The organism is Paractinoplanes aksuensis, assembly GCF_024137025.1.
GTDB classification, from domain to species: Bacteria; Actinomycetota; Actinomycetes; order Mycobacteriales; family Micromonosporaceae; genus Actinoplanes; species Actinoplanes aksuensis.
Map to the genome: position 1 here is coordinate 13,480 of NZ_JAMYJR010000051.1, position 26,915 is coordinate 40,394.

Below are 26,915 nucleotides of genomic sequence, written 5' to 3' on the forward strand. Positions count from 1 at the left end.
GGCGGCGCCACGGGCGTCCGCATGTGACGGTCCACCCCGGCGGGTGATTAATGACGAAGGTCCCACACGCTCACCGGTGCGGCCGGGCCGGTGAGCGGATGCCAGGCGCGGTGCATCGGGAGGGTGGCCGTCAGCACGCGGCGGCAAGTCCGGCCCTCCAGGTTGTGGCTCGGAAGGATGTCGGCGGCCGTGGTGCGGACAACGGCCGCAGCGGTGTGGTCGAGGACGAGTCGCAGGGTGTCGAGGCCGTCGGGTCCGCCGCCCTCGTGCAGATGCCGCTGGTCGGGCTCGACCGACTTGAGGATGGACTGCGGTCGTTGCGGTGGGTTGACGGCAAGCAGGTCCGCATCGATCCGGGACAGCTCGCGGAAGTCGAGCTGACGGGTCTGCAGCCGGGCGGAGGAAACGCCCCCAATGGTCCGGGCCACATTGGCGCGTGTCAGCTCGACGGCGACGGGGTCGATGTCGATGGCCACAACCCGGTCAGCCCCGGCCCGCAGAGCGGCGATGGTGATGAGCCCGGCGCCGCAGCCCGCGTCGATGACCGTACGACCCGCGCAGTCATCCAGGGCGGCCGCGAGCAAGGCCGAGAACCGTGAGGGCGCGTGGACGCCCGGCGCGAGTGGCAACACGGAACCGAAAGCGAACCAGGAACGCCAGTCGCTCATCATCGGGTCATACCGCTCTCCTGACGCAGGGTGGTCTCGCTTCGGTTCGTAGCGCAACGAGCCTCGCCGTAGGGCAGCGGACGACGCGCGAGTGATCGTGCGCCGAAGCGACTCCGGCCGACCGCCGCCACAACCGCGAGCAGCGCGGCGGGCACCAACGCCCATCCCGAGAAGGCCAGCACCATGATCACACCGAGGGCAGCCGCCACCGCCGCGGCCCGGGCCCAGCCCTGCAGAATTCGTCCCGCCGCGACGGTGCTGACCAGGTAGACCACCAGGAAGAACGCGGTCGGTACGGTCACCGCGGTGGCCACCGAAACCACGCCGGTGCCCGCCCCGGCGAAGACGAGCGCGCCGGATCCGGCGACCGCCGGCAGGAACCAGGGCGCCCCTCCCGGCCGCCGGTCCCCGACCGCCCCGGCCAGATAGGCGTTCACAGCGCCCAGGGTGAGCAGAACGGCGCAACCGGCGGCGACGACCGCCCCCGCGTCACCGAGGCTGAAGGCGAACAAGGCGGCCATCGGCACGTCGGTGGCGGCGGCCGGCCCCAGCGCCGCCACCGTGACCGTCGCCAGCGCGAGATAGATCACCGCAGTGATCAGGAACGCCACGGCGATCACCCGGGGCAGGTCCCGCCGCGGGTCGGCGAAGTGGCCGGTCAGCGACGCGATGGCCTCCCAGCCGACGAACGACAGCATGAGGACCATGGCGGCCGAACCGATCGAGGCCCAGCCGTGCGGGGCGAAAGGCGTGAAGTGGGCCGCGTCGGCGGACGGGAGGGCGCCCACCACGGCCACCGCGATGCCGAGCAGCAGCACCGTGACGAGCAGGAACTGGACGGTGGTGGACGAGTGCAGGCCGCGCGACGTGAGGCCGAGAGCGGTGACGAGCAGGAGACCCGCGATGAGCACGGTGCCACCACGCCCCAGCTCCAGCGGGCCGGCGACGTAGCCCGCACCCATCAGGCACACGACGGGGGCGCCGGAGATGACACCGGCCCGGAAGCACCACTGCGCCACCCGCCCGCCGGCCGGGCCCAGGCCGCTGCGGGCATAGCCGGCGACACCGCCGGGCAGGGCGACGCCGAGCGCGGCGAAGACCACGGCGAACAGGCCGGACAGGGCCAGCAGCCCGGCCCAGGCCAGGATCGAGGCCGGACCGGCGAGGCCGGCCGCGAGGCCGGGCAGGACCAGCAGGCCCGGGCCGAGCAGTGCGCCGACATACAGCGCGACACCCCGTCGGCCTGCCTGCGCCGGCTGCGCGCGCTCGAGCACGACGGGTTGATCGCGGGCTACCGGGCCGAGCTCGACCGGGCACGGCTCGGCCTCGACCTGACGATCTTCGTCGAGCTCAGGGTGGAAGCCCATTCGCAAGAGACATCGCAGCTGGTCGGCTCGGCGCTGAACGCGATCCCCGCCGTGCTCGCCTGCTACGTGGTCTCCGGGTCGGCGGACTTCCTGGTCGAGGCCGCGGCGTCGTCCCTCGCGCAGTACGAGCGGATCCTGCTCGACCAGATCCTCGCCATCCCCTCCGTCGTCGACGCCCGCAGCACCTTCGCCATCCGCACGGTCAAGAGCCGCGGCCCGCTCCCCCTCGGCCACCTGGCATAGCCGTCAGGCCTGCTCGCGGCTGCACCACCAGCTCGTACGGCCGCCGACTGTGCTCTTGGACATCGGGGCGCCGTCGCGGGGGCAGTGGCCGCCCGCGACTCGGTACGGGATGATCGTCAAGGTGTGCACGCCGCCACCCTGGATGGCGGCCCGCACCGAAGCACGGGTGGCCCGCAGCAGGCGCGCGACGTCGTCGTCGGTGAGCTTGTCGACGCGGCGGCCGGGGTTGAGGCGGGCCGCCCACAGGATCTGGTCGGCCAGCAGGTTGCCGATGCCGGCCACCGCGTCCTGGTCGAGCAGCCGCGCCTTGACCGGGGCCGTGCCGAACGCGAGCGCGGCCCGGAACTGCTTCGGCGTGATCGTGGCCGCGTCCGGGCCGAGCGCCTCGACCGGCGGGTCGAGCCGGACGCGGCCCAGCCGGCGCGGGTCGACCAGCATCAGCCGGCCGCCGTCGGCGAAGCTCAGGGCGAAACGCGACCACCGGTAGTCACCGGGCAGGCGGCGTCCCTCCCAGTAGTCACCGCCGTCGACCTCGGTGCCGTCGGCGTCGCCGATCACGATCTTGCCCGACATGCCCAGGTGGATGCCCAGCTCGGGGCCGTCATCGCCGGTGTCGCACCACATGCTCTTGCCGCGCCGGTGGGCCGCCACGAGCTCGCGCCCCACCAGTGCGTCCCGGATCTGGCCCGGAAGATGGGGCCGGCAGACGTACGTATCGGTGTCGTCGACATCGATGATCTTGCGGCCCAGCCCGGACCGCTCGATGACGGCGCGGGCCGATTCGACTTCCGGCAGCTCCGGCATGGTTCCTCCTACAACTGTTCCGCCAAGCGATCGTATTCGGCCACGCGCCCGGCCCGACCTCAGCCCGGACGAGCTGTGGCTCCGGCTGCGCGGCATCCTCGCCGTGGCCGCCGACCACCCGGCGGCCCGGCAGTGGGCGGTCACTTTCCTGGCCGCCGCGTTGAGCGCGCCGCCGACCGTTATCGTTCGGACATGACCGGGATCGACGACGTCGCGCTCGACGCGGCCCTGGACCCGCTGGTCCTGGCCCTGGACATCGGTTCCACGGCCACCCGCGGCGGTGTGCACGACGCGTCCGGCCGGCGGGTGCAAGGCTTGCAGCACAAGGCGCCGCACGCGTTCACGGTGGCGCCCGACGGCACCTCGGTCATCGACCCCGACCAGGTCACCGCCGAGATCGAGCAGGTGCTCGACGCGGTGACCGGCGATCCCCGGCTGGGCACCCGCATCGCCGGCGTCGCGATGGACACCTTCGCCGCCTCGCTGATCGCGGTCGACGCGGCGGGTCGCGCGCTGACGCCCTGCCTGACCTATGCCGACTCCCGCAGCGCGGGCGCGGTCACCGCCCTGCGGGACGAGCTGGACGAGCACGCCGTGCAGCAACGCACCGGCACGCGGCTGCACACGAGCTATCACGGCCCGCGCCTGCGCTGGCTCGCCATTGCCGAGCCCCGCGTGGTCGCCGCGGCCGCCGCCTGGTGGTCGCTGGGCGAGTACATTCTGGCGCGGCTGATCGGGCTGCCGCTGGCCGGGACGTCCACGGTGGCCTGGACCGGGCTGCTCGACCGCCGCACCGGCGAGTACGACGCCGAGCTGCTGACGGCCGCGGGGGCCGACCCTTCGCAGTTCTCGCTGCCGAGCGACACACCGCGGGACGCCCCGAGCCGCTGGCCCGCCCTGGCCCGGGCCGCGTGGTTCCCCGTCATCACCGACGGCTTCGCCAGCAACATCGGCGCCGGCGCGCTCGACGCCACCGTGCTCACCGCGGCCACTGCCACCAGCGGCGCGCTGCGGGTGCTGCTCGACGGCCCGGCCGACCCCCTGCCGTTCGGGCTCTGGAACTACAAGGTCGATGCCACCCGTACGCTGCTCGGCGGCGCGATCAACGATGTCGGGCGCGCGGTCAGCTGGGCCCAGAACACGTTGCGCCTGAGCCCGGAACTCGGAGCCGTCCTCGCCGCGCCGCCGAGCGCCGGCACGCCGCTCGTGCTGCCCTATCTGACCGGGGAGCGCGCGCCGGGCTGGGTCGGCGGGGCCCGCGCCGCGCTGACCGGCGTGTCCGCGGCCACCGACGCCGACGCGCTCTTCCGCGGGGTCATCGAGGGCGTGGCCATGACGTACGCCCGGGTCGCCGACGAGCTGCGCCCGGCCGCCCCGCAGGTGGTCGAGGTCGCGGCCGCCGGCCGGGTCAGCAACGACCAGCCGGAATGGTTGCAGGTGCTGGCCGATGTGCTCGGACAGCCGGTCACCCACGTGACCCGGCGGCGGGCGACCCAGCGGGGCACGGCGTTGCTCGCGCTCGACGCGCTGGCCCCCGGCGTCCCCCGCGCGCCCCGGGCCACCGGCGCGACGTACGAGCCCCGGCCCGCATACGCCGATCACTACGCGGACCGGCGGGCCCGATTCACCCAGACCTACGACGCGCAGATCAGGGGCGCCGGGTAGCCAAGCCGTAGCCGGCCAGTGTCAGCGCGATGAACACGCCGGCCAGCAGCAGGTTGAGCGGGAGGCCGAGCAGGCGGCCGACCTCGCCCGGGTACTCCTCCACGCTGGTGCCGGGGACGAACAGCGGCACGAAGAACGCGCCCCACACCACGACCGGCACGGCCGCCGCCACCCGCAGGCTCGTCACCGGGTCGGTGGAGCGCCGCCACACCAGCCACAGTCCCACGACCGACATCGCCATGCCGATCGCCAGCAGCATCACGGCGTGGTAGCGGGCGTGGGGCGGCCAGTCCTCGTTGAAGACATGGCTCTCGTTGAAGTCGACCACCGTCGGCCCGAGCAGGGTCGCGGCCAGCGCGACGGTCAGGACGATCCGGCCGGTACGCCGTAGGCTCACTTGCCGTCCATCATGTTCAGCAGCTTGACGGTCGTGTTCCAGCTGCGGATGGTCATCGACTTGTAGAGCGGTGACGCGATGATCGAACTCAGCCGGCTCTTGGTGCGCTGCGCGCTGAGCCGCTCCGAATAGACGACACCTCGGCCCGGCCAGACCCGGTCGACGCCCTCGCGCGGGTTGAAGATCGGCATGGCCTCGGCCACGTCGACGCCAATGAGGAAAATGGCGTCGCTGTGGTATTTCTCGGGGTGATCGCCGAAGCCTTTCGGCCGGTCGTCGACAACCGCCTTGAGCTCGGCCTTCGTCAGGACGTGGACCTTGATGAGCTCGCTGTCGAGCTTGAACGCCTTGGGTAGCTCCGCCTCGATCCGCGACGCGAGCTTGGCCGCGGTCAGATCCGAGCTCAGGATGACATTGCCGCTGACGATGTAGGTCGACACGTCGAGGAATCCCAGCCCTTCCAGGAATGTCCTCAGTTCCGCCATCGCGACCTTGTTCTTGCCTCCGACGTTGATGCCCCGCAGGAGAATCAGGAACGTCTTCATCGCGCTGATCCTACTCATGATGGCCGACACGCCCGGCTCGACGCATGGTCAAGCCGGGCGTGTCGTTTCCACTGTCAACTAGGCCACGAAGCGGGACCGGCGCCGGCGGGCCAGCACGTAGCCGAAGCCGCCGAGAACCAGCAGGGCGCCGCCGACGGCGGCCACGAGCCCGGTGTTCGAACCGGTCACGGGCAGGCCGCCACCCTCGCCGCCGTTCTCGCCACCGGGCGCGGCCGGGGTGGTGGACGCGGTCGGGTCCGGGTCGGCGGGCGTAGTGACGCCAGGCGTGGTGCCCGGGGTGGCCGTCGGCGTCACGGTGGGGGTGACGGTCGGGGTCGGGGTCGGCTGTGCCGCGCAGTCGAGCGCCCGCGCTTCGTACACGCCCTCGTTCAGGTAGGCCCGGTAGACGTCGACACCGGCGTCGGGGGTGTCCAGCACCTTCTGGGTGGCGGCCTGCACGTTGGGGCCGGCGCCGGTCAGCGTCCGCACCACCGAGACCCGCAGCGCGACCTCCCACGCTTGCAGCACGCCGACCTTGAGGAAGGCCCGCAGGTCAGCCTCGTCGCCGCCGTCCAGCTTGTCCTCGATCGCGTCGGGCAGGACGGGCAACGACTCGTTCCGGGCCACGGTCAGGACCTGGCCGGCCAGCACCTCCAGGTCCTGCTCGGAGGCGGTGTCGAGATCGATCTTGATGAGGTCACGGATGTCCCGGTACGTCTTGCGCTCGACCGTCTGGCAGGCCTGGTCGAGCCCGGGCGCCGCGGCCTGGGCCACCGCCGGCGCCGCCGGAATCACAAAAGCCAGCGCCATCACGACACCGGCCACCATCTTGCCTCGCATGTGGTACGCCCTCCCCCGCTACAGCCAAAACACGGAGATATTACCGATGATCCATGGATCGGCAAGAGCCGGGCATCATGTCGAGGTGACAAACAACGATGTCAGGGTCCTGCTGGTCGACGACCTGCGGTCGTTCGTCGACGGCCGCCGGGCCGAAGTGGCGCGTACGAGCGGAGCCGCGACCGAGCTTCTCGCGCGCTACCGCGACCAGCGCCTGGACGAGCTGTGGCTCGACCACGACCTCGGCGAGGACGACACGATCTGGCCGGTCGTCGAGATGCTCGAGCGCGCCGCGTTCGACGGCCGGCCGTTCGACATCGGCATCGTCCACATCCACTCGGCCAACCCGGCCGGCGTGGCGAAGATGGCGCAGGCCCTGCGGCGCTGGGACTACCCGGTCGTCATCGCCACAGGTTCGGCCGAGGTCGGCTATGCGCCCTGATCGTCGCGGAAAGCGAGCCCGGCCGCATCGAGCGCCGACCGCAGATGGCGTACGGCGTAGGGGCCGACCCCGTGCAAGGCCTGGACCTCGCCGACGCCGAGTTCGGCCACCTGCTCGAGGCGAACCACACCCCGGGCGGTGAGGGCGCGAGTCGCGGCGGCCCCCAGGTGCGGCAGCGGGATACCCGGTTCCGGTGCCGACCGGCCGGCGGACGGCCGGGGATATCCCTCGTGATCCAGGACCGCGGCCCCGCGCGCCGAGAGCCGGTACCCGATGTCGAGTGATTCGGTCAGGCCGCGCTCTTTCAGCTTGCGCACGTTCAGCTTGAACGAGGGCGTGTCGCGGCCCATCCGTTCCGCCAGGTCGGGCGCCCGCCTGGCCGGCAGCTCGTCGATCAGCGCCAGTGTCGCCCGGGTCCACGGCCCGGCCGGCGAGGCCCGGTCGAGCCGGTCGAGCCAGGCGCCGAGCGTCTCGAGCTCAGCCGCGTCGGGCACCGACTCCCGCAGCGCCTGCCGCGGATCGGCCCCGGCATACCGAAGCCCGACCCGATACACCGGCCGGTCGGCGTGCACCTTGTCCAGCCCTTGCCGCAACGCCGCCAGCGAGGCCGCCCCGGCCCGGCGCGCGTCCGCCGCGGTCAGCCTGCTCACCGGCACCCGGTCGACCGACGTGATCTCGACCAGCCCGACCGCGGTCCGCATCCTCGTACCCACCTTGACCCGAGGCCGCTCCCACCGCCGAAACGCCACATCGACATCACCGGCCCGGATCGCCTCCAACTCCGCAGGACGCATCTGCATGGCCCTAGTCTGCTACTTCGGACCGGCTTCTGGTTTGGCCTTCTGGGGGTAGAACGACTCGTGGCGGGCGAGCATCGCGACGAACTCGCGGATCTTGCGTTCCCGGGTCTCGGCTCGTTTGACGGCGTTGAGACGGTAGATCAGGGCGAAGCGGTTGGCCTTGGTGAGGACGTCGAACATGGCCTGCGCGGACGGGTCGGCAGCGATCGCGGTCACGAGGTCGTCGGGCACCTCGGCCTCCGAGGGCGGGGCGTAGGCGGCGGCCCACCGGCCGTCGGCCTTGGCCAGCTCCACCGCGTCGCGGCCCGCGGAGAGCATGCGGCCCTCGGCCTCGAGCCGGGCAACATGGGAGACGTTGCGTTGTGACCACGCGCTGCGGGCACGGCGCGGCGTCAGGCGGATCCACGACATCGACTCGTCGCCCTTGCGGGCCTGACCGTCGATCCAGCCGACGCACAGGGCCTCGTCGACCGCCTGCTGCCAGGTCAGGGTGGTGACGGTCCCGCCCTTGCGGGTCAGCGCCAGCCACACCCCGGCCGAGCTGCCGTGGTGTTCCAACAGCCACGCCCGCAGCGCCTCGGCGTCAGCGACGACCAGTTCCTCCAACTCGATGCCTGCCATGAAGGGCAGGCTAACGGAGACGTTCGGCGGCTTGGTCCCGTAGGGCGTCACCGCCCGCCGCGGCCCCGCCGAGCAGAGCCATCTCGCGGGCGTTGTACGCGGCCATCCGCAGGACGGCAGCTCGGTCAACGGCGCGCGGCGTAAAGCCGATATGTGATGGCGCCGGCGCAGATGGCCAGCACGACCGGCACCACCCACCAATCGGGGAAAGTGGTCCGGCGTGTCTCGGGCTTCTCGGGTCCGTTGCGTTCGGCGGTGATCGCGCCCAGCCGGTTCGCCAGGTATTGGGCTCGCTCGCCCCGGGTGGCCAGGAACGACTCGTTGAGGGCCCAGGCCCGCACCCGGCGGCCGGACTTCAAGGTGAGCCGCAGGGTGAGCCAGTCGAGGTGGATCTCGGCGACCGCGCCGTACGGGATGTGGTGGGTCGTGAGGAAGTTGACCACCTCGAAGTGGTCGGGGCGAGCCACGAACCGCGTGCGGAAGGCAGCCCGGAAGAGCAGCCAGCAGATCCCGGCCAGGAAGACGGCGGCGACCACGTCAGTGGCCGGGCCGGCCACCGATGGCTGGGTCATCTCCAGCGGAAAGGCCACCAGCACGACCATCAGCACAGCCGCCATGATCAAACGGTCCATGTCTCCTCGCCGGTTCCGGAGTGCGAGCCGACTGTACGGGAACCGGAAGCGGCCCGGCGGCGTCGAAAGGGCCGCCGGCACGAAGGGGGACCTGTGGGACGAAGACTGTGGTGGGTTGCGGCGGCGGCGCTGCTGGCCGGGTGCGCGAACGCGCCGGTGGCGGCACCGCCGGTGGATGAGCTGCAGCTGCTTCGGGAGCGGGCCGAGGTGGTGCTGGCGAACTACGACAAGGCCGTTGGGGACGCGGGGCTGGTCGTATTGCCGGGCGGGGAAACCGCGGTCGCCGGAACGTTGGAGCCGAGGAACGAGCAGCTCAAGACGGCCGGCGGCTCACCGTGGGGCTGATCGGGGCGAAGGAGGGCGCCGACCAGCCGTGCGGTGAGGACTACGTCGCCGAGGCCGTCGAGTCGGACAACGCGGTGGCGGTGCTCGTCCAGGTGCGCCGCTACATCGGCCCAGGAAATGAAGTGCCACCGGGCTGTCTGTTGGTCGGCCACCCGCGCACGGCCACGGTCACCCTGGCCCAGCCGCTGAACGGCCGCGCCGTACTGGAGGTGCAGCAGGGCCAACCCGTTCCTACTCGCTGAATTCGGTCACCGAGAACGCCCGGTCCAGCCGGCCCGCGCTCAGGTCGTCGTGACGAATCACGAAGGATCCGGAGTAGAACTCGTCGGCCACCGAGAAACGGGCCAGCGACACCCATTCGTCCGCCAGCCGATGCTGCTCCTTCTCCACGTGGGAGTACCACTGGGCGACCGGGACGTCGAGCCGGCCGGCCAAGGTCTGCTCCGCGATGCTCCTCATCACCTCGTCGTCGACGTAGCCTCCGATGCGGGCGCTGGCCAGTCCGCCGCCCGACGGCCACAGCTCGCCGGCCAGGGCGCACAGCTCGCCCCGGTGCGGGAAGTCCTGGATCAACTGCTGCTGGAAGGGCGACAGGTCGTCCTCCTCCTCGTCCTCGTCCGGCTCGAGCCAGGTCGGCGGCTGCGCGAGCAGCGTGGCGTGCAGGTCGTATTGTTCGACGATCGGCTCGTAGCTGACGCGGCCGGGCTCGTGGACGACCCGCGCGCGGTCGGCGGCGCCCAGGTGATCCTGTTCGTGGTCGAGGAAGAAGAGCAGCGAACCGCCGGCCGGCAGGCCGAGGCCGTCGATTCGCGGCAGCGCCGCACAGTCGACCGAGAACACGAACGGCAGCGGGCTCTCGTGGGCCGCGAGCCGGGGGCGGCCGCCGAACTGCCCCACCGGGGCCTCGCCCGAACCTCCGCTCAGCTGAATCACCACGCGGAGGTGTTCGGCGAACCGGCCGGCCTCCTCGTCCGGCAGGCCCGACTCGAGTGCCGCCCGGCGGAACCGCTCCTGAAGATCCATGGCCGAGCATGATGCCACGAGATTCAGCCCAGCAGGGGTGGGGGTTGCCAGGGCTCGCCGCGGACGTGGTGGTCGAGGAAGGCCAGCATCGTGGCGTGCCACAGTGCCAGGTGGCCGGGCTTGGCCACGATGTGGCCGTCGTCGGGGAAGTACAGGAACTTGTGGCGGTCGTCCGTGGCGCGGGACTGCAGGTCCCGCCACAGCCGCAAGGCCTCGCCGATGGGGACGCGGTAGTCCTCGTCGCCGTGCATCACCAGCATGGGGGTGGTGATGGCGTCGGCCGCGCGGTGCGGGGAGTTGGCCTCCAGACGCTCGGGGGTCAGCTCACGCAGCCAGTAGTACGGGAAGTCGGTGGTGGCCATCATCTGGTCGAGCGCCCACATCGACGCGCTGCTGACGATCGCGTCGAAGCGGGTCGTGTGCCCGGCGATCCAGTTCGCCATGTACCCGCCGAACGACGAACCCACAGCGGCTGTACGGGAGGAATCGACCTCAGGCAGGCCGAGCGCGGCGTCGGTGATAGCCATCAGGTCCGTGTACGGGGTGTCGCCCCAAGCACCCCAGCCGCGGCGCAGGAAGTCGAGGCCGTAACCGGTGGAGAGCGCCGGATCGGGCATCAGCACCGCATAACCGCGGGCCACGGCCGGCCACGGGTTCGAGTTCCACTTCCACGTGTTCCACGAGGCGAGCGGCCCGCCGTGCACCCACAACACCAGCGGGGCCAGAGTTTCGGCGCCGGTCGGCAGAGCGAGCCAGGCCCGCAGCGGGCTGCCGTCGGCGGCTCGCGCGGTCACCTCCGTCAGACGCCCCGGCACGTCGACCGCCGCCGCCGGACCCGGCAACGGCCTCACCTGCTGCGAAATGAGCGAAACACGCACCGGGTGGGGCGGCTCGGCGATCGTGCTGCGCAACGCGTACACGAAACGCCCGTCCGGCGACACGCGCGGAACGGTGTAGGCGGCGTCGTCGTGCGTGATCCGGGTGACCTTGCCGGTCGTCGCGTCGACGCGCCACAAGGGCGACCGCCCGTTGTCGTCCGCGGCCACGATCAACGCAGTGCCGTCCGGAGTCCACCGTGGACTGTGGGGCCAATGCTCCCACCCGCGGGTCAACGACTCGACCGGTCCGCCGGTCAGCGGGACCGACGCCACCCAGATGTGCCCCGGGTCGTCCGGGGTAGCCCATCGGCGTACGAGAAAAGCCACCCGCGCGCCGTCCGGCGACACCCGCGGCGCGGTGCAGTCCTGACCGGCCTCGTCGGCCAGCACGCGCCGCTCGCCGGTCGCGACGTCGATGACCACGATGACCGACCGCTGCGCCCCGCCCGGCTCGGCCCGCTCCCACGCGGTGACCACGCCGCGGCCGTCCGGCGTGATCTCCCAGTCCCCCTGGTTGTCGAGCGCGTGCCCGACGTGACCGGTGAGGTCGCGCAGGACGGCGTCGTCGAGCGAACCGGCCATCAGCCGAGGCCGCTCCGGCCCGAGATCGTGATCCCAGTAGCGCACCGGGAACGACTCGTGCAGAATCGCCGACACCCCGGCCGCCCGGCGCCGCTCCCCCAGCGAGTCATCCCCCGACGGCAGCACCGCCGACCCGGCCACGATCGTCCCGGCCGCGCTGACCCGTACGCCATGGATCCCACCCGGCAGCTTCGCGATCTCGTACGCCTCCCCGCCCGCCTCCGGCTGCCGCCACAACACCCCGGACGACGTGAACAACAGATCGCCGGACGGCGTGAACCCCGCGCACGCCACACTCTGCTCGCGATACGTCAGTTGCCGAGCGGGTCGCTCACCGTCCGGGTCGACCTGCCACAACGCCGTGCGGACGAGCGTGCCCACCCCCACCACCAGCCGTCGCCCGTCCGGCGAGAGCCACAGCCCAGCCACTCGCGGCAGCCGAACGTACGAGTCCAGGTCGTGAAAGGCGTCGACGCTCATCCAGACGTTTCTATCACTAGGGTGGCCTCGTGATGGAGAAGGCGCGGCGCGAGCTGCGGCGCATGCGGGAGTCCCCGGAAGCGTGGCCGGATCTGGCCTACGAACCCGCGACCGACGCCGAAGGCTCCGAGTGCGACGGCAACGCCGCGCGTCGGGCGCAAGTGTTGTGGGCGCTGCAGTACGACCGGCGGCCGTCCGACTTGGCGCTGGTGCGATGGATCGCGGAACAGGAGGCCCGCTGCCGCCGCAAGGCACCGTTCCAGGGGATGACCGAGGAGGCCGAGCTGGCCGGCTTCCTGCTGGCCGAGCACCAACTGGTCGAGGACGTGTGGCGGCACTGGCAGCTCAAGCGGGCCAACTTCGACACGTGGTGCGGCTACGACCGCCGCCACCTGTGCGCCGCCGGCGTCGGCGCAACCCTGGCCTACGTCCGCGAAAGCGCACACCCCGACCGCGACGAAGTGCTGGACCTCGGTCTCGAGGAGTTCTCCGAGGAGAGCCTCGCGGAGTGGACCGGTCACCAGCGGGAGCGTTTCCCGTCCGATCCGGCCGCGGAGGAGCCGCTGCTCTGGGTCGAGCGAGCCAAACTGGCCGGCGACCTCCCGGCGGCCCGGCAGTGGCTCGACCGCTGGGCCGCCGATCGGCCGCGGGATGCCGAGACGCTCAACGCGCTGCAGTACGAGCTGGCCGATCTGGGCGCGTTCGGCGAGGCCGCGGCCGTCCAGCGCGAGGCCGTTGCCCACGCGGAGGGCGCGTGGTACGTGGCGGCGGCCTGGCTCGCGTTGGCCGCGCTGGAACGTCAGGCCGGTGAGCGGCCGGCGGCGTGGGCTGCGCTCGGTGAGTGCCGTCGCGCTCTCGATGGCGTGCCCGGTTGGACCGAGGTGGGGCTGGGCCGCGCCTATGCCCACGAGCTGTACCTCGTGGCCGACACGGCGGAGCAGTTCGCCGCGGCCGACCGTCAGGCGCGCCAGGTTCCCCGCCTGCCGCCGGTGGCGTTGGCGGCAGCGGCCGCGGCAGCCAAGAGAACCGGGGCTTGACCTCGAGTGCGCTCGAAGCGGCAACATCGCCGGGCATGAGTGAGATCGTGCTGGGGGCCATGCTGTTCGGGACGCGGATCGGCGAGCGGGAGTCGTTCGCGCTGCTCGACCGGTTCGTCGACGGTGGTGGGAAGTGGATCGACACCGCCAACAACTACGCGTTCTGGCTGCATCCGTCGGGGCTCGGCGGGCAGAGCGAGCAGGTGATCGGACGCTGGCTGGCCGCCCGGCCGGGGATGCGGGACCGCGTGCTGATCAGCACCAAGGTCGGGGCCGAGCCGACCGACCCGGCCCGCGGGCTGGACGCCATGGAGGGTCTGGCCGCGCCGACCGTCCGGGCCGCGCTGACCGGCAGCCTGCAACGGCTGGGCACCGAACGGGTCGACATGTACTGGGCGCACGTCGAGGACCGTTCGGTGCCGCTGGCCGAGACCGCGGGCGCGTTCAGCGAGCTGGCGGCCGAAGGGCTGGCGGCGCGGCTGGGCGCGTCCAACACCCCGGCCTGGCGGGTCGAGCAGGCTCGCGGGCTGGCCCCGCACGGCTGGACGGCCCTGCAGTTGCGCCATTCCTATGTCCAGCCGCGGCCGGGCGCCGCCCTCGAATCGTGGTCGCACCGGCAGGTGTCGCCCGAGACGCTCGATTACGTACGCACCAACGGGTTCGACCTCTGGGCCTACTCCGCGCTGATCAACGGCGGGTACGGCCGGGCCGACCGTCCGCTCGAGGAGGCGTACGCGCACCCCGGGACGGAACGGCGACTCGCCGCCCTCAGCTCCGTCGCCGCCGAGGCCGGCGCCACCCCGAACCAGGTCGTGCTGGCCTGGTTGCTGGGCGGCGACCCGGCCGTGTGGCCGATCGTGGGGGCCAGCACGCCCGAACGCCTCGGCGAGGTGCTGGCCGCCCGCGACCTGAAGCTCGACCCCGAGCAGCGCCGGCGCCTCGACGACGCGAGCTAGCCGAGCAGTTCCGGGCGCTGCCATTTCTCGCCGAGCACGTGGTGGCCGAGGAAGGCGAGCACGGTTTCGTACCAGACCCGGGCGTTGCCCGGCTTGAGGATCCAGTGGTTCTCGTCCGGGTAGTAGAGGAACTTGTGCTCGCCCCCGGTGCGCGACAGCAGGTCCCACCACAACCGCAGCCCCTCGCCGATCGGCACGCGGTAGTCCTTGTCGCCGTGGATCACCAGCATGGGGGTGGTGATCTCGTCGGCGAAGCGGTGCGGCGAGTTCTCCTCGAGCCGGGCCGGGGTGAGCTCGCGCATCCAGTAGAACGACATGTCGGTGGTGGCCATCATCTGGTCGAGGGCCCACAGCGACGCGTGAGTGACGATCGCGTCGAAGCGGTCGGTGTGCCCGGCCACCCAGTTGGCCATATAACCGCCGAACGAGCCACCCATCGCCGCGGTGCGGGTGGCGTCCAGATCGGGGCGTTCGAGCACGGCGTCGGTGATGGCCATCAGGTCGGTGTACGGCTTGTCGCCCCACGTGCCCCAGCCGCGCTTGATGAAGTCCAGGCCGTAACCAGTGGACAGGGCCGGGTCGGGCATCAGCACGGCGTAGCCGCGCGCCACCAGCAGCCACGGGTTCCAGCGCCACGACCACGAGTTGTACGAGCTGAGCGGCCCGCCGTGGATCCACAGCACCAGCGGCACGGGCTCGTCGGCGCCGGTCGGCAACGCGAGCCAGGCTCGCAGCGGGCTGCCGTCGGCGGCTTGCGCGGTCACTTCCTCCAACCGGCCGGGTACGTCGAGAGACGGCGCCGGACCGGGCAGAGGCACGACCTCGCGGGTCGTGAGCGACACGCGCACCGGTTGCGGCGCGCTGTCGATCGCGTTGCGCAGCGCGTACACGAATCGGCTGTCGGGCGACACGCGGAGGTCGGTGTAGGCGGCGTCGTCGTCGGTCAGCCGCGTCACCTCGCCGGTGGTCGCGTCGACCCGCCACAGCGGCGACCGGCCGTTGTCGTCGGCCGCCACGATCAGCGCGGCGCCGTCCGGCGTCCAGCGGGGGCTGTGCGGCCAGCGGTCCCAGCCGCCGGTCAGCGGCACGATCGGACCGCCGCCGAGCGGGGCCGACGCCAGCCAGATGTCACCCGGGTCGTCCGCCGAGGACTTCCGGCGTACGAGGAAAGCCACCCGCGACCCGTCGGGCGACACCCGCGGCGAGTTGTAGCCGTGGCCGTCATCGCCCGCCAACTCCCGGCGCTCGCCGGTCGCGACGTCGATGACGGCCACGGTCGACCGCTCCGCGCCGCCCGCCTCGGCCACGAGCCAGGTGGTGACCACGCTGCGCCCGTCGGGGGTGAGCTCCCAGTCGCCCTCGACGTCCAGGGCCCGCCCGGTGTGCCCGGTGATGTCGCGCAACTCGGGCTCGGGCAGCGTGCCCGTGAACAGCCGCGGCCGGTCAGGCCCGAGGTCGTGGTCCCAGAACCGCACCGGGTACGCCTCGTGCAGGATCGCCGCGACCCCGGCCTCCTTGCGCTGCTCGCGCAGCTTGTCGTCACCCTCGTCACCCGAGGGCAGCACGGCCGACCCGGCGACCAGCGTGCCGTCCGGGCCGGCCTGCACCCCGTGGACACCGCCGGGCAGCCGGGCCAGCACCCGGGCGTCCCCGCCGGCCGCCGGCAGCAGCCACAGCGCCGCCTTCGCGTCCTTGTCGACGTCACCGTCGGGCGTGGGCCGGGCCGAGGTGAACAGCAGGTCGCCGCCGGGCGTGAACCCGGCCCCGGACTCGCCCTTCACGCTGCGGGTCAGGCGCCGGGCGGGCCGCTCCCCCGCCGGGTCGACCTCCCACAACGCGGTGGCGTACCGGGCGTTGTCCTTGTCGGGCGTGCCCACCCCGACCACCAGGCGTTCGCCGTCGGGCGAGAGCCACAGCCCGGCCAGTCGCGGCACCCGGACGTACGCATCGAGATCAGTGAAAGGATCGGCAGCGCTCATCGGCCCTTTCTATCACCGAGTCCGAATGCCCCGGCCGATCGAGGGAATGCCACGACGATGCTCGTCCACATGTCCGCGGTCACCGCGCCTACGACCGCGCGGCCCGCCGCGGCATCCACCTGCGGATCGTACGACCGCGGCGCGGGCTGCGCCGGCTGCCGGAGATCGCCGGAATGCCGGAGACGCTGACCGCTGACGCCAATCGGACGATTCCGTAGTCATCGCGCCGACGATCACGCACAGTGAACAGAGAGACACCCTGGCGCGTGGAGTGATCATGCCGCACGACGCTCGACCCCGATACCGGCTCGCCCCGCTGCTCGCCGTCCTGTTCTCGGTGATCGCGATCGTCGTCCTGTTCTTCACCGGCGTCGCCGCCCAGCAACTGAGCAGCAAACAGCCGGTGGCCGCGGCCGAACCGACCAGGTCCCCCACCAAGCCGCCCGCCCGGCCCGGCCTGGGCGACAAGGTCCGCGACGGCAAGTTCGAGTTCGTCGTGTCCCGCCTCGACTGCGCCCGCACCAGGGTCGGCCCGGAACACCTGCAACGCACCGCCCAGGGCAAGTACTGCCTGGTCAGCCTGTCGGTGCGCAACATCTCGGACGGCACCCGCTACTTCCTGGGCCGGGCCCAGAAGGCGTACGACGCCACCGGCACCGCCTACGGCGACGACACGCTCGCCGGCGTGTACGCCAACCGCGACACCCAGACGTTCCTCGAGAAGCTCGACCCCGGCGAACGCGTCACCGGCCGCCTGGTCTTCGACGTACCCAAGAAGGCCAAGCTGACCACCATCGACCTGCACGACTCCCCCCTCTCGCGCGGCGTCAAGGTCGAGCTCACCTCGCGGTGACCTCGACGCGCAGGATGCGGTCGTCGCCGGGCTTCGGGCCGACGCCGCCCCAGGTAGAACGGTCGGGGGGTGCTCGGCGGCGAGCTGCTCGAGGAGCCGGGTGCGCCGGCCGCCGACAATCACGGTGCGACCCTGGGCCCGCAGGCGCAGAGCCAGACCGAGGCCGATGCCGGAGGTCGCGCCGGGGATGAAGATGGTGTTCACAGGATTCCTTCGCTGACTGTTTCCGGGCACGCCGAAGCGACCCGTGTTACCGGAGTGAGGGGTGATTCAGGCGAACTTCTGATTTCCCAGTACGTCGAGAAACGCGATCTGGTCATGGGCCGCCGACCCGGGCCGGGGGCGGAAAAGAATGAGCCGGTGACCGGTGGACGGACTCAGCACGACATCGCATTGCAGGTCGAGCTCGCCGACGAGCGGATGCCGGATGAGTTTGGGCGTCGAGGTCAGCGCGGCCACGTGCTGCTGGGACCACAAATCGGCGAACTCGGGGCTGCGCTGCCGCAGATCAGCCACCAACCCGTGGGCGAACCGGTCGCCGGCCGGCCGCTGAGCCACCCCGGCCCGCAGATCGGCCGCGTAGGCCTGCCCGATGCGCTCGTGCTCGGCCGGATCGTTGCTGTCCCGCGACGACGGATCGGCGAACCACCGCCAGGTGACGTTGGATTCGTAACCGGGCAGGCCGGTCCAGACCCCGAACAGGTTCTCCGCCGCCCGGTTCTGCGCGACCACCGTGAGCAGGTCGTCGCTCACCTGAGCGGGCGTCGCCCCCAGGGCATCCAGCAGATAGATCATCGCTGGATCGACGTGGGCCAGCGGTGAGCGCGGCTCCGGCGGCTGCTGCCCGGCCAGCCGGAACAAGTAGTCCTGCTCGTCGCCGGTGAGCCGGATGGCCCGGGCCAGACTGGCCAGCGCGGCCGGCGACGGGGTGCGGACCCGGCCCTGCTCGAGCCGCGAGTAGTAGTCCGGCGACAGCGCAGCCAGGCTCGCCACCTCTTCGCGGCGCAGCCCGGGCGTGCGGCGGCGCCCACCACCGGGCAGGCCCACATCTTCCGGCCGCAACCGCTCCCGCCGATGCCGGAGAAATTCGCCGAGCGCCTTGTCGTCCATCACTGCCCCCCTTCGTGCCGCCGTGAAGCCAGCATCGCCGGGAAGCCGCGGGATATGAAGGCCGCATTTAGCCTAGGTATCCCAGACCGGGTATATGAAAATTATTGTCAATCGACATGTGTCGATAAGCTGCTGAGGGTGGCGAAGCGCTGGGCCAGGCTCCTTTAGCGTGCGGGCATGACCGATGACGCACTGGCGCAGGAACTGATCGACATGACCGACGAGGACCGGCGGCTGCAGTCCGGCGCCCTCGGCGACGACCTCGCGGCACAACTGGCCCACCGCCGGGTCACCGTACGCAACGGCGACCGCCTGGCCGAGATCCTCGACGAGCAGGGATGGCCGACCGCAGAACTCGTCGGCCCCGAGGCCGCCCGGCGCGCGTGGCTCGTGGCGCAGCACGCCGACCGGCAGCTACCCCTGCAACGCCGGGCGCTGGTCCTGCTGACCGAGGCCGTGCAGGCGGGCCAGGCCGAACCGGCCCAGCTGGCCATGCTGCACGACCGGCTGCTGGTCAACGAGGGCCGCCCGCAGATCTACGGCACGCAGATCGCCGCTGTCGTCGAGGGGCGGCCCGTCCCGTGGCCCTGCGAGGACCCGGAGGGAATGGATCAACGGCGGGCCGAAGCCGGCCTGGACCCGTTCGCGGTCCACGTCACCAAGCACGCGCCGGCGTCATAGCAGTGCCGTGAGGGCGCGGGCGAAGCCGTCGTCCTCGACCGACGCGGTGTGGTCGGTGGCGGCGGCCAGCACCTCGGGTGGGGCGCCGGCCATAGCCACCGAACGGCCGACCACGGCGAACATCGTCGTGTCGATGGGCATGTCGCCGAAGGCGATCGTGCGGGCCGGATCGGCGCCGACGACGCGCAGGGCGCGCAGCACCCCGCTGGCCTTGTCGATCGGGGCCGCGGTGACCTCGACGAAGCGGCGGCCGGCCCGGTGCAGGCCGAGCCGGGTGGGATCGAAGCCGCCCTCGATCAGGGCCGCCACCAGCTGTTCCGGCGTACGGTCGGGGTGGCCGAGCACCAGCGTGCAGGCTTCCGCCTCGGGCAGCGCAGCGGCTTCGACGACGGTGATCGGGCCCTTGTGGGTGTTCGGGCGCATCGCCTGGTAGGTCGCGGTCATCCGCCACCGGCGGCTGTCGTAGGCGGCCAGCGCCACCGTGGGCAGCTCGCGGGTCAGGAAGGCGACCAGATCGGCGACCTCGGCCCGGGGCAGCAGCTCGCACCAGGCAGGTTCGGGCGCGCCGGGCACCCAGCCGACCGCGCCGCTGCAACAGACCGCGAACGCCAGGTGCGGGGCCAGCGTCGTCAACGCGGCCACGCCCGTGGGCGTGCGGGCGGTAGCGGCCAGCAGCGGCACACCGGCGGCGGAGAGAGCGTGGGCCGCCTGCAACGTGGCCGCGCTGACCGTGCCGTCGGCCCGGACCACCGTACCGTCGAGATCTGTCACCACCGCGTCGAAAGCCACCGCCGAAACGTAGAGCATCCGTACATTGCCCGAACACAAGCGGGCCCCGGAAGCGGGCAGAATGGGCCGGTGACGGAGAAGGGGCTGGTGCTGGTCGTCGAGGACGAGCGGCCCATCGCGGACCTGCTGCGCCTCTATCTGACCCGGGACGGGTTCGGGGTGCACGTCGAGCACGACGGCGCCCAGGGGCTGGCCGCGGCCCGGCGGATGCGGCCGGTGGCCTGCGTGCTCGACATCGGGCTGCCGTCGCTGGAGGGCACCGAGATCTGCCGCCGGCTGCGTGAGGACGGGGACTGGACGCCCGTCGTCTTCCTCACCGCGCGTGACGACGAGGTCGACCGGATCCTCGGCCTGGAGCTGGGCGGCGACGACTACCTGACCAAGCCGTTCAGCCCGCGCGAGCTGGTGGCCCGCGTCCGGGCGCTGCTGCGGCGCGCGGCCGGGCCGGGTGAGGGCGAACGCGTACGCACGCTGGGGCCGGTCTCGCTCGACCCGGCGCGCCGGTCGGTGACCGTGGGCGACCGGCCGCTCGTGCTCACGCCGACCGAGTTCGACCTGCTCGGGCATCTGCTGCGCCGCCCGGGACGGGTCTTCACCCGCGAGGAGCTGCTGGCCGGGGTGTGGGGGTACGCGTCGCACGCCGGCACCCGCACCGTGGACGTGCACGTGGCCCAGCTGCGCGGCAAGCTCGGCGACGCCGCCGGGCTGATCCGCACCGTCCGCGGGGTCGGGTACACGGCCGATGCTTAGGACGCTGACCGGCCGGGCCGTGCTGGTCACCGCGGCCACCGCGGTCGTCGCCGTGATCGTGACCGCGCTGGTGGCGCTGCCGATCGCCGTCCGGTCGGGGAACAACGCGGCCCGGGCCGACCTGGCCGACAAGTCGGCGATCGCGGTCGAGCTGCTCACCACCGAGCGCTTCGCGGCCCGGCAGCGGATCGTGGCCCGGCTGCGCGACGACGGCATCTCGGTCTATCTGGTGCGGCGGGGCATCGCCGACCGGCCGGGCCTGCCCCCGCGGGTGCTGGAGCAGATCGCGGCCGGTTCGACCGTGGACACCCGCGGCGTCGTCGCCGGTGAGGCGGTGTTCATCGCCGGGCGCCCGCTGAACGGCAACGACGCCGGGGTGGTGCTGACCCGGGCCGCGTCGTCGGGCACGGCGGCCCAGGTGCTGGGCGGGGTGTGGGTGGCCCTGCTGGCCGGGCTGGCCGGCGGGATCGGGGCCGGGGCGCTGCTGGCCCGGTTCATCGCCCGGCCGTTGCGCCAGGCAGCGCTGGCCGCCGGGCGGATGTCGGCCGGTGACCGGTCGGTGCGGCTCGCCGTGCGCCCACCGGTCGAGGCGGCCGAGCTGGCGTCCGCCCTGAACCAGCTGGGCGCGGCCCTGCAGCGCAGCGAGGGCCGGGAACGCGAGTTCCTGCTCTCGGTCTCGCACGAGCTGCGGACGCCGTTGGCCACCATCCGCGGCTACGCCGAGGCCTTGGCCGACGGCGTGGTCGAGGGGCCCGCGGGCGGCGACACGATCCTGCGCGAGGCCCAGCGACTCGACCGGCTGATCAGCGACCTGCTCGCCCTGTCCCGGCTCGAGGCCGACGACCTGCCGGTGACCGTGGTCGCGGTCGACCTGAACGAGCTGATCGACGCGGCGGCGCAGGCCTGGCAGCCCCGCTACGGCCCGCAGTTGAGCGCCGAGCTGCCGGCCGAACCGGTGGTGGCCGACACCGACCCCGACCGGATCCGCCAGGTCATCGACGGCCTGTGCGAGAACGCGTTGCGGGTCGTCCCGGCCGGCACACCGCTCGTGCTGGCCGTCCGCGCGGGCGAGGCGGGTGGGGTGGTCGAGGTGCGCGACGGCGGGCCCGGCTTCACCGACGAGGACCTCGGGGTCGCCTTCCAGCGGGGCGCGCTGCGGCAGCGGTACCGCCACGAACGCCCGACCGGCAGCGGACTCGGCCTGGCCCTGGCCGCGCGTCTGGTCACCCGGCTCGGCGGAACGATCACGGCCGGGCACGCGCCCGAGGGCGGCGCCATGTTCACGATCACGCTGCCTTACACAGCCCGAACAAAACCCTGACTGCTTCCGCGTACGCCGGCTCGAAGCTTTCCCCCATGACACGTACCCGCAAGACGTTGACCCTGACCGCTCTGGGCGTGACCGGCGTGCTCGCCGCGGTGGCGGTCGGGGCGGCCGCCGCGGCCCCGGCCGATGCCGCCGAAGAGACGTACGCGAAGGTCGCCCTGGAGGGTGACCAACAGGCCGGAGCCAAACCGGCCCGGGCCTACCTGCGCAAGAACACGCTGCACGGCGAGGTGGTCGTCGACGGCCAGCAGGGCCCGCGCACCGTGGTCGTGCAGCGCGGCACGGTCACCGCCACCGACGACAAGACCCTGAGCGTGAAGTCGACCGACGGCTTCACACTGACCTGGACCAAGGGCGACAAGCTGCGCGTACGCGGCACCCTTAAGTCCGGCGCCCAGGTCGGCGTGGCCGGCGCCAAGGACGGCGACGCCACCGTGGCCCGCCTGGTCGTCGTCAAGCCCTGACGCGCAGGCTCCCGTCCCGGCCACCGGCGCCCCGTGACGGTGTCCCAGCACCGGTGAACTTCGGCGGGCCTGACTTTTCGGAGGGGCGGATGCCTCAATCAGCGGCCGCGGAGTCGTGGGGTAGGGCGTCGCGCAGGTGGCGGCGGGAGGTCACGCCCAGTTTGGTGTAGATCTTGCCCAGGTGCCACTCGATCGTGCGGGGGCTCAGGAACAGCCGTTCGCCGACCTCGTGGTTGGAGTAGCCCGAGCGTACGAGGACCGCGATCTGCCTCTCCTGGGCCGTGAGCTCGTCGCGGACCGCGGCCGCGACCGTGCGCCGGCGGACGACCTCGCCGGTGGCGGCCAGTTCGCGGCGGGAGCGTTCGGCGAACGCCTCCAGGCCCATCGCCGTGAACATCTCGTGCGCGGTCCGCAGGTGGTGCCGGGAGTCCGAGCGCTGCCGGTTGCGGCGCAGCCATTCGCCGTACAGCAAATGGGCCCGGGCCAGTTCGGCGCGCAGCTGCGTGCGGCCGAGGTGGTCGATCGCCGTTCGGTAGAGCTCGGGTTCGCCCAGCAGGGCCCGGCAGCGGGCCAGCGTGCCCTGAGCCCAGTCGGTGTCGCACGGCCCGGCCGAGTCGGCCAGCCGGTCCAGGGCCGACCGGGCGACCGCGATCTCGCCGACCCGCACCGCTGCCTCGACCAGTTCGGGCAGTGCCCAGTCGGCCACCCACAGCACCGGCATCGCGGCCGAGGCCTGCGCGGCCGCCATCGCCTGTTCGAACCGGCCCAGCCCGTTGCGCAGCACCGCGGCCGACCACTGCGAGATCGTCACGCCCAGTGCCTCGCCGGCCGCCTCGGCCTGGGCGATCGTGCGGGCCAGCAGGGCCGACGCCTCGGGCTCGCGGCCGCGCAGGGCGGTCAGGCGCAACCGCACGTACGGTGAGATCGGCAGGCCGAGCGCGGTCGCCATCGCCTCGGCCTCGGCCGCGATCGCGGTCACCGCGGCCAGGTCGCCGGTGAACGAGGTGGACATGCCGGACGCGGTCAGTTCGAGCGGCAGGTGGGCCAGCGCCCCGGCCGCGCGGACCACGGCGACCTGCCGGTCCGACAGGGCCCGCATCGCGGCGTCGTCCCAGATCGAGGGGGGCACCCCGTTGGCCACCCAGCCCCAGACCAGGGCGTCGCCGACCGGCAGCTCGGCCATCAGCACGACGGCCTGGCGCAGCGTCTTGACCGCTCGGGCCCGATCGCCGATCACCAGCTCGCCGTAGCCCGCCAGCACCAGATCGAGCGCGCGCGGCGGGCCGTCCCGCGGTGGCAGCGCGGCCGTCGCCCGGGCGATCGCCTGCATGGTGTCGCCGGCCCCGGCCATCAGCGCCGCGCCGTAGGCCAGCATGTACGTCTCGCGGGCCAGATCCATGTCGTACGGCTCCAGCCGCTGAGCCGCCGCCAGCAGCGCCCCCGGAGCCTCGCCGGTGCGTCCGGCCGCGAACGCGATGTGCCCGCGGATCAGCTCGGCCCGGGCCCGCGGGAACTCGTCGCCCGCGTCGCGCCCGGCCAGCTCGGCGAAGTGGCGGGCCTGGTCGATGTCGCCGGCCTGCAGCGTCGCCTCGGCCGCGGCCAGGGCCCGGCGGATCCGGCGGGGCGCGTCGACGGTCAGCTGCATGGACCGCTGCAGGAAGGCAGCCGCCGCGGCCCGCCCGCCGCGCGCCTGGGCCCGCCCGGCCGAGCGCTCCAGTTCGGCCGCCACGTCCTCGTCCGGTCCGGGCGCGGCGGCGGCCCGGTGCCAGGCCCGGCGGTCGGGGTCGGTCGTCTCGTCGGTGACCTCGGCCAGGGCCAGGTGCACGGCCCGCCGCTGCGCGGGCTCGGCCGCCTGGTAGACCGCCGAGCGCACCAGCGGGTGCCGGAAGGTGATCTGTTCGCCGACCGTGAGCAGCCCGTCGGTGCCGGTGGCCAGCGCGGCGTCCGGGGTGACGCCGAGCCGCCGGGCTGCCGCCCACACCAGCACCGGGTCGCCCAGCGGTTCGGCCGCCGCGATCAGCAGCAGCCGGCGGGTCTCCTCGGGCAGCTGGGCCATCCGGTCGAGGAAGCTCTGCTCGATCCGGCCCGGCAGCGTGTCGCCCGCGCCCAGCAGCCCCAGCCCGCCCGCCATCTGGGTCAGCGACAGTCCGCGGGGCAGCTCGACCAGGGCCAGCGGGTTGCCGCGGGTCTCGGCCACGATCCGGTCGCGGATGGGTCCCTCGAGCGAGGTGTGGGTCAGCGAGTTGAGCAGCGCGTGGGCGTCGGCGTCGCGCAGTCCCACGACTTCGAGGTCGGGCAGCCCCGGCAGCACCTTGCCGCGGTCGCGGGTGGCCAGCAGCAGGGCCACCGACTCGGCCAGCAGGCGGCGGGCGACGAAGCCCAGCGTCTGGGCCGAGGCCTGGTCCATCCACTGGGCGTCGTCGACCACGCACAGCAGCGGCGTCTGCTCGGACGCTTCGGAGAGCAGGCTGAGCACAGCCAGGCCGACCAGGAACCGGTCGGGCGGGCTGCCGGTGCGCAGGCCGAGCACCACTTCGAGCGCGTGACGCTGCGGTTCGGGCAGCCGGTGCAGCAGGTCGAGCAGCGGCGCGCAGAGCTGGTGCAGCGCGGCGAAGGCCAGCTCCATCTCGGACTCGACGCCGGCCGCGCGCAGCACCCGCAGCCCGGGCGCGCTCCGCACGGCGTAGTCGAGCAGCGTGGTCTTGCCGACCCCGGCCGTGCCGTGCACCACGAGCACCCGGCTCTCACCGGTGCGCACCGCCGCGATCGTACGGTCGAGGGCGGCACACTCCCGGCGCCGTCCCAGCAGCTGCATCCCAGGTCTGATCGCCGATCCCCCCTCAAGGCGCCGATCTCATCGTGATCCATCCGCACCCGGAAGAGAAGAGAGTCTGCCCTAAAGGTCCAGCACGATGTCGCTTTCCGGACGACTGGAGCAGATCAGCACGCTGCCCTCGGCCGGCGGGTCGACCGGCTCGGTGGTGTAGGCGACTTGGCCCGAGAGCAGGCCCGACTCGCAGTTGTGGCACACGCCGACCCGGCACGACCAGCGGACCGGGACGTCGCACGCCTCGGCCAGGTCGAGCAGGCTGCCCGCATCCTCGGGCCAGGGCACGGTCAGGCCGCTGCGGGCGAACGCCACCGCGGGGCCGGTGCCGGGCTCGCCGGCCGGCGAGTGTGGAGGGCGGCTGGGCTGGGCCGCGATGCCCGGGGTCAGGCCCGGGTGCGCGCCGAAGATCTCGGAGTGCACGCGCAGGCCGGTGAGCGCGGCGGTCACATCGGTGAGGAAAGAGGCCGGGCCGCAGACGTAGGCGTCGGCGTCCGCCGGCAGCTTCAGGCCGCGCAGCACATCGGCCGAGAGGCGACCGGCGAAGTCGTACGGGTGGGTCTCGTGCGGGCCGGGGCGGCTGAAGCAGACGTACGCCCGGGAGCGGGGCAACCGGGCCAGCAGCGCCCTCGCCTCGGCCGCGAACGGCTGCTCGTCGGAGTTGCGGGCGGCCTGCACCCACCACACCTCGCGGGTCGAGCCCTGGTCGGCCAGCGCGTACAGCATGGCCAGCACCGGGGTCGCGCCGACGCCGCCGCTGATCAGCACCACCGGGCCGTCGCCGGGGGCCAGCACGAACGTGCCGCGCGGGGCAGCCGCCTCGAGCAGGTCGCCCGGGTGCACGCTCGTGTGCAGGTAGGCGCTGGCCGCGCCGTGGGGCTCGCGCTTGACGCTGATCCGGTAGTCGGGGCCGCCCGGCTGCCCGGACAGGGAGTAACTGCGGATGAGTCCACTTCCCAGCCGTACAGAAAGAAACTGACCGGGAAGGGCGGCGGGCAACGGCGTGCCGTCCGGGTCGGCCAGCCGCAACGACGAAATGGTGGAACTCTCCCGATCGATCGCGGTCACGCGTAACGGCCGGAACCCGGGCCAGGCCGGTCGGGGCGAGGCCGCGACCAGGCCCGCGTTGCCGCTCGAGGACGCCGGCTCGTCCAGCATGGCCCGGAACGACCCCTGCCAGCCCGGGCTGAGCGCGGGGATGCGCAACGCCTGCTCGATCCGTTCCCGCGGGTGCCCCGGCAGGTAGAGCAGCGCGTCGACCTCGGCCACGGTGATCGGTTCCGGACCGGCGGCGACCCGCACGATGTCGTCGCCCGCCCGCACCGCGCCCTCCTCGAGCACCCGGAAATAGAAGCCCGGCCGGTGATGCTGCACGAGCAGGGCCGGCATCCGCGGATCGTCCATCCGGATCCCGACCCGGTAGCAGGTCACCCGGGGCTGGGTCACCTCGAACAGCGCGGCCCCGATCCGGTAGCGGTCACCGACCCGCACCTCGTCGTCGGCCAGCCCGTCGACAGTGAAGTTCTCGCCGAACTGCCCCGGCACCAGATCGTCCCGGCCCAGGAACTTCTCCCAATACCGGTACGAGTCGAGCTGGTAGACGAACACGGCCCGCATCTCGCCCCCGTGGCCGCCGAGGTCGCCCTGCCCGTCCCCGTCGAGGTTGAGCCGGCGGGCCGTCACGGGGCCGTCGACCGGCGCCTTCCAGATCCCGGTGTGCACCGTGCGCCCGCGCCACTCCACGTCCCGGGGCAGGCCGACATTGACTGATCGAAGCGTCGCCACTCCACCATGGTCCACCCGGATAGCA

General features: G+C 72.7%; 28 protein-coding genes. 12 read left to right on the top strand and 16 right to left on the bottom strand.

Annotation, left to right across the window (positions count from 1 at the left end):
- Positions 1 to 47 precede the first annotated feature (47 nt).
- Both M1L60_RS40040 and M1L60_RS40045 read right to left on the bottom strand, forming a co-directional pair.
- On the bottom strand, positions 48 to 668 hold the full coding sequence (locus M1L60_RS40040) for a 50S ribosomal protein L11 methyltransferase (protein WP_253242813.1): 621 nt from the start codon (positions 666 to 668) through the stop codon (positions 48 to 50).
- Positions 668 to 1,942, bottom strand: coding sequence for an APC family permease (locus tag M1L60_RS40045; protein WP_253242814.1), 1,275 nt, complete (start codon positions 1,940 to 1,942; stop codon positions 668 to 670). Before M1L60_RS40045 ends, M1L60_RS40040 begins: the two co-directional genes overlap by 1 nt.
- Before the next feature lie 6 nt (positions 1,943 to 1,948).
- On the opposite strand from M1L60_RS40045, the gene M1L60_RS40050 reads away from it, so the two are divergent.
- Positions 1,949 to 2,278, top strand: coding sequence for an Lrp/AsnC family transcriptional regulator (locus M1L60_RS40050; protein ID WP_253242815.1), 330 nt, complete (start codon positions 1,949 to 1,951; stop codon positions 2,276 to 2,278).
- 3 nt (positions 2,279 to 2,281) lie between these two features.
- Here M1L60_RS40050 and M1L60_RS40055 read toward each other — a convergent pair whose 3' ends face one another.
- Entirely contained in the window at positions 2,282 to 3,082 is an 801-nt protein-coding gene (locus M1L60_RS40055; RefSeq protein ID WP_253242816.1) for an Fpg/Nei family DNA glycosylase, read from the bottom strand.
- A 192-nt stretch (positions 3,083 to 3,274) separates the two neighbouring features.
- On the opposite strand from M1L60_RS40055, the gene M1L60_RS40060 reads away from it, so the two are divergent.
- On the top strand, positions 3,275 to 4,747 hold the full coding sequence (locus M1L60_RS40060) for a gluconokinase (protein WP_253242817.1): 1,473 nt from the start codon (positions 3,275 to 3,277) through the stop codon (positions 4,745 to 4,747).
- On the opposite strand, the gene M1L60_RS40065 is transcribed toward M1L60_RS40060, so the two are convergent.
- From M1L60_RS40065 to M1L60_RS40075, 3 genes are all read right to left on the bottom strand, one after another.
- The gene (locus tag M1L60_RS40065) at positions 4,731 to 5,144 is read right to left on the bottom strand and encodes a DUF6640 family protein (protein ID WP_253242818.1); all 414 of its coding nucleotides are present in this window, start codon (positions 5,142 to 5,144) and stop codon (positions 4,731 to 4,733) included. The genes M1L60_RS40060 and M1L60_RS40065 overlap by 17 nt on opposite strands.
- Positions 5,141 to 5,689: a DUF1697 domain-containing protein gene (locus M1L60_RS40070; protein WP_253242819.1), complete on the bottom strand. Its 549-nt coding sequence runs from the start codon at positions 5,687 to 5,689 to the stop codon at positions 5,141 to 5,143. The genes M1L60_RS40065 and M1L60_RS40070 overlap by 4 nt, the downstream gene beginning before the upstream one ends.
- A gap of 78 nt (positions 5,690 to 5,767) precedes the next feature.
- Positions 5,768 to 6,529, bottom strand: coding sequence for an LPXTG cell wall anchor domain-containing protein (locus M1L60_RS40075; protein WP_253242820.1), 762 nt, complete (start codon positions 6,527 to 6,529; stop codon positions 5,768 to 5,770).
- An 85-nt stretch (positions 6,530 to 6,614) separates the two neighbouring features.
- On the opposite strand from M1L60_RS40075, the gene M1L60_RS40080 reads away from it, so the two are divergent.
- Positions 6,615 to 6,971: a cyclic-phosphate processing receiver domain-containing protein gene (locus M1L60_RS40080; protein ID WP_253242821.1), complete on the top strand. Its 357-nt coding sequence runs from the start codon at positions 6,615 to 6,617 to the stop codon at positions 6,969 to 6,971.
- Here M1L60_RS40080 and M1L60_RS40085 read toward each other — a convergent pair.
- The 3 genes from M1L60_RS40085 to M1L60_RS40095 all read right to left on the bottom strand — a co-directional run bounded on the left by M1L60_RS40085 (position 6,959) and on the right by M1L60_RS40095 (position 9,009).
- Entirely contained in the window at positions 6,959 to 7,771 is an 813-nt protein-coding gene (locus M1L60_RS40085; RefSeq protein ID WP_253242822.1) for a hypothetical protein, read from the bottom strand. The two genes, M1L60_RS40080 and M1L60_RS40085, sit on opposite strands and share 13 nt — an antisense overlap.
- 12 nt (positions 7,772 to 7,783) lie before the next feature.
- Positions 7,784 to 8,392, bottom strand: coding sequence for a YdeI/OmpD-associated family protein (locus tag M1L60_RS40090; RefSeq protein ID WP_253242823.1), 609 nt, complete (start codon positions 8,390 to 8,392; stop codon positions 7,784 to 7,786).
- A gap of 125 nt (positions 8,393 to 8,517) precedes the next feature.
- On the bottom strand, positions 8,518 to 9,009 hold the full coding sequence (locus tag M1L60_RS40095) for a hypothetical protein (protein WP_253242824.1): 492 nt from the start codon (positions 9,007 to 9,009) through the stop codon (positions 8,518 to 8,520).
- A gap of 108 nt (positions 9,010 to 9,117) precedes the next feature.
- Here M1L60_RS40095 and M1L60_RS40100 point away from each other — a divergent pair, with 108 nt between their 5' ends.
- Positions 9,118 to 9,369, top strand: a complete 252-nt coding sequence (locus M1L60_RS40100) for a hypothetical protein (RefSeq protein ID WP_253242825.1) — start codon at positions 9,118 to 9,120, stop codon at positions 9,367 to 9,369.
- The gene (locus M1L60_RS40105) at positions 9,360 to 9,611 is read left to right on the top strand and encodes a hypothetical protein (RefSeq protein ID WP_253242826.1); all 252 of its coding nucleotides are present in this window, start codon (positions 9,360 to 9,362) and stop codon (positions 9,609 to 9,611) included. Before M1L60_RS40100 ends, M1L60_RS40105 begins: the two co-directional genes overlap by 10 nt.
- Here the strand turns inward: M1L60_RS40105 and M1L60_RS40110 are convergent.
- Together M1L60_RS40110 and M1L60_RS40115 are read right to left on the bottom strand one after the other, a co-directional pair.
- Positions 9,601 to 10,392, bottom strand: coding sequence for a DUF1963 domain-containing protein (locus M1L60_RS40110; RefSeq protein ID WP_253242827.1), 792 nt, complete (start codon positions 10,390 to 10,392; stop codon positions 9,601 to 9,603). The two genes, M1L60_RS40105 and M1L60_RS40110, sit on opposite strands and share 11 nt — an antisense overlap.
- Positions 10,393 to 10,415: 23 nt before the next feature.
- Positions 10,416 to 12,332, bottom strand: coding sequence for a S9 family peptidase (locus M1L60_RS40115; protein WP_253242828.1), 1,917 nt, complete (start codon positions 12,330 to 12,332; stop codon positions 10,416 to 10,418).
- 32 nt (positions 12,333 to 12,364) lie between these two features.
- On the opposite strand from M1L60_RS40115, the gene M1L60_RS40120 reads away from it, so the two are divergent.
- Together M1L60_RS40120 and M1L60_RS40125 are read left to right on the top strand one after the other, a co-directional pair.
- Positions 12,365 to 13,369: a hypothetical protein gene (locus tag M1L60_RS40120; protein WP_253242913.1), complete on the top strand. Its 1,005-nt coding sequence runs from the start codon at positions 12,365 to 12,367 to the stop codon at positions 13,367 to 13,369.
- Between the two features lie 35 nt (positions 13,370 to 13,404).
- A complete protein-coding gene (locus M1L60_RS40125; protein ID WP_253242829.1) occupies positions 13,405 to 14,325 on the top strand; it encodes an aldo/keto reductase in 921 nt (306 codons plus the stop codon).
- On the opposite strand, the gene M1L60_RS40130 is transcribed toward M1L60_RS40125, so the two are convergent.
- Positions 14,322 to 16,304 carry a S9 family peptidase gene (locus M1L60_RS40130; RefSeq protein ID WP_253242830.1) on the bottom strand — a complete coding sequence of 661 codons (1,983 nt, stop codon included), beginning with the start codon at positions 16,302 to 16,304 and terminating at the stop codon, positions 14,322 to 14,324. The genes M1L60_RS40125 and M1L60_RS40130 overlap by 4 nt on opposite strands.
- Before the next feature lie 277 nt (positions 16,305 to 16,581).
- Between M1L60_RS40130 and M1L60_RS40135 the strand changes: the two genes are divergently transcribed.
- Positions 16,582 to 17,157: a DUF4352 domain-containing protein gene (locus M1L60_RS40135; RefSeq protein WP_253242831.1), complete on the top strand. Its 576-nt coding sequence runs from the start codon at positions 16,582 to 16,584 to the stop codon at positions 17,155 to 17,157.
- 270 nt (positions 17,158 to 17,427) lie between these two features.
- Here M1L60_RS40135 and M1L60_RS40140 read toward each other — a convergent pair whose 3' ends face one another.
- On the bottom strand, positions 17,428 to 18,267 hold the full coding sequence (locus M1L60_RS40140; RefSeq protein ID WP_253242832.1) for a helix-turn-helix transcriptional regulator: 840 nt from the start codon (positions 18,265 to 18,267) through the stop codon (positions 17,428 to 17,430).
- 177 nt (positions 18,268 to 18,444) lie between these two features.
- Here M1L60_RS40140 and M1L60_RS40145 point away from each other — a divergent pair, with 177 nt between their 5' ends.
- Positions 18,445 to 18,948: a DUF6624 domain-containing protein gene (locus tag M1L60_RS40145; protein ID WP_253242833.1), complete on the top strand. Its 504-nt coding sequence runs from the start codon at positions 18,445 to 18,447 to the stop codon at positions 18,946 to 18,948.
- Here M1L60_RS40145 and M1L60_RS40150 read toward each other — a convergent pair.
- A complete protein-coding gene (locus tag M1L60_RS40150) occupies positions 18,943 to 19,737 on the bottom strand; it encodes an HAD family hydrolase (RefSeq protein ID WP_253242834.1) in 795 nt (264 codons plus the stop codon). The genes M1L60_RS40145 and M1L60_RS40150 overlap by 6 nt on opposite strands.
- 69 nt (positions 19,738 to 19,806) lie before the next feature.
- Between M1L60_RS40150 and M1L60_RS40155 the strand changes: the two genes are divergently transcribed.
- Genes M1L60_RS40155 through M1L60_RS40165 form a run of 3 tightly spaced genes read left to right on the top strand, consistent with a single transcriptional unit; the run spans position 19,807 to position 22,278 of the window.
- Positions 19,807 to 20,487, top strand: a complete 681-nt coding sequence (locus M1L60_RS40155; RefSeq protein ID WP_253242835.1) for a response regulator transcription factor — start codon at positions 19,807 to 19,809, stop codon at positions 20,485 to 20,487.
- Positions 20,480 to 21,808: a HAMP domain-containing sensor histidine kinase gene (locus M1L60_RS40160; protein WP_253242836.1), complete on the top strand. Its 1,329-nt coding sequence runs from the start codon at positions 20,480 to 20,482 to the stop codon at positions 21,806 to 21,808. The genes M1L60_RS40155 and M1L60_RS40160 overlap by 8 nt, the downstream gene beginning before the upstream one ends.
- Positions 21,809 to 21,843: 35 nt before the next feature.
- Positions 21,844 to 22,278, top strand: a complete 435-nt coding sequence (locus M1L60_RS40165) for a hypothetical protein (protein ID WP_253242837.1) — start codon at positions 21,844 to 21,846, stop codon at positions 22,276 to 22,278.
- A gap of 94 nt (positions 22,279 to 22,372) precedes the next feature.
- On the opposite strand, the gene M1L60_RS40170 is transcribed toward M1L60_RS40165, so the two are convergent.
- Both M1L60_RS40170 and M1L60_RS40175 read right to left on the bottom strand, forming a co-directional pair.
- Entirely contained in the window at positions 22,373 to 25,093 is a 2,721-nt protein-coding gene (locus tag M1L60_RS40170; protein ID WP_253242838.1) for a helix-turn-helix transcriptional regulator, read from the bottom strand.
- Between the two features lie 81 nt (positions 25,094 to 25,174).
- Positions 25,175 to 26,890: an MOSC domain-containing protein gene (locus M1L60_RS40175; RefSeq protein ID WP_253242839.1), complete on the bottom strand. Its 1,716-nt coding sequence runs from the start codon at positions 26,888 to 26,890 to the stop codon at positions 25,175 to 25,177.
- Positions 26,891 to 26,915 lie beyond the last annotated feature (25 nt).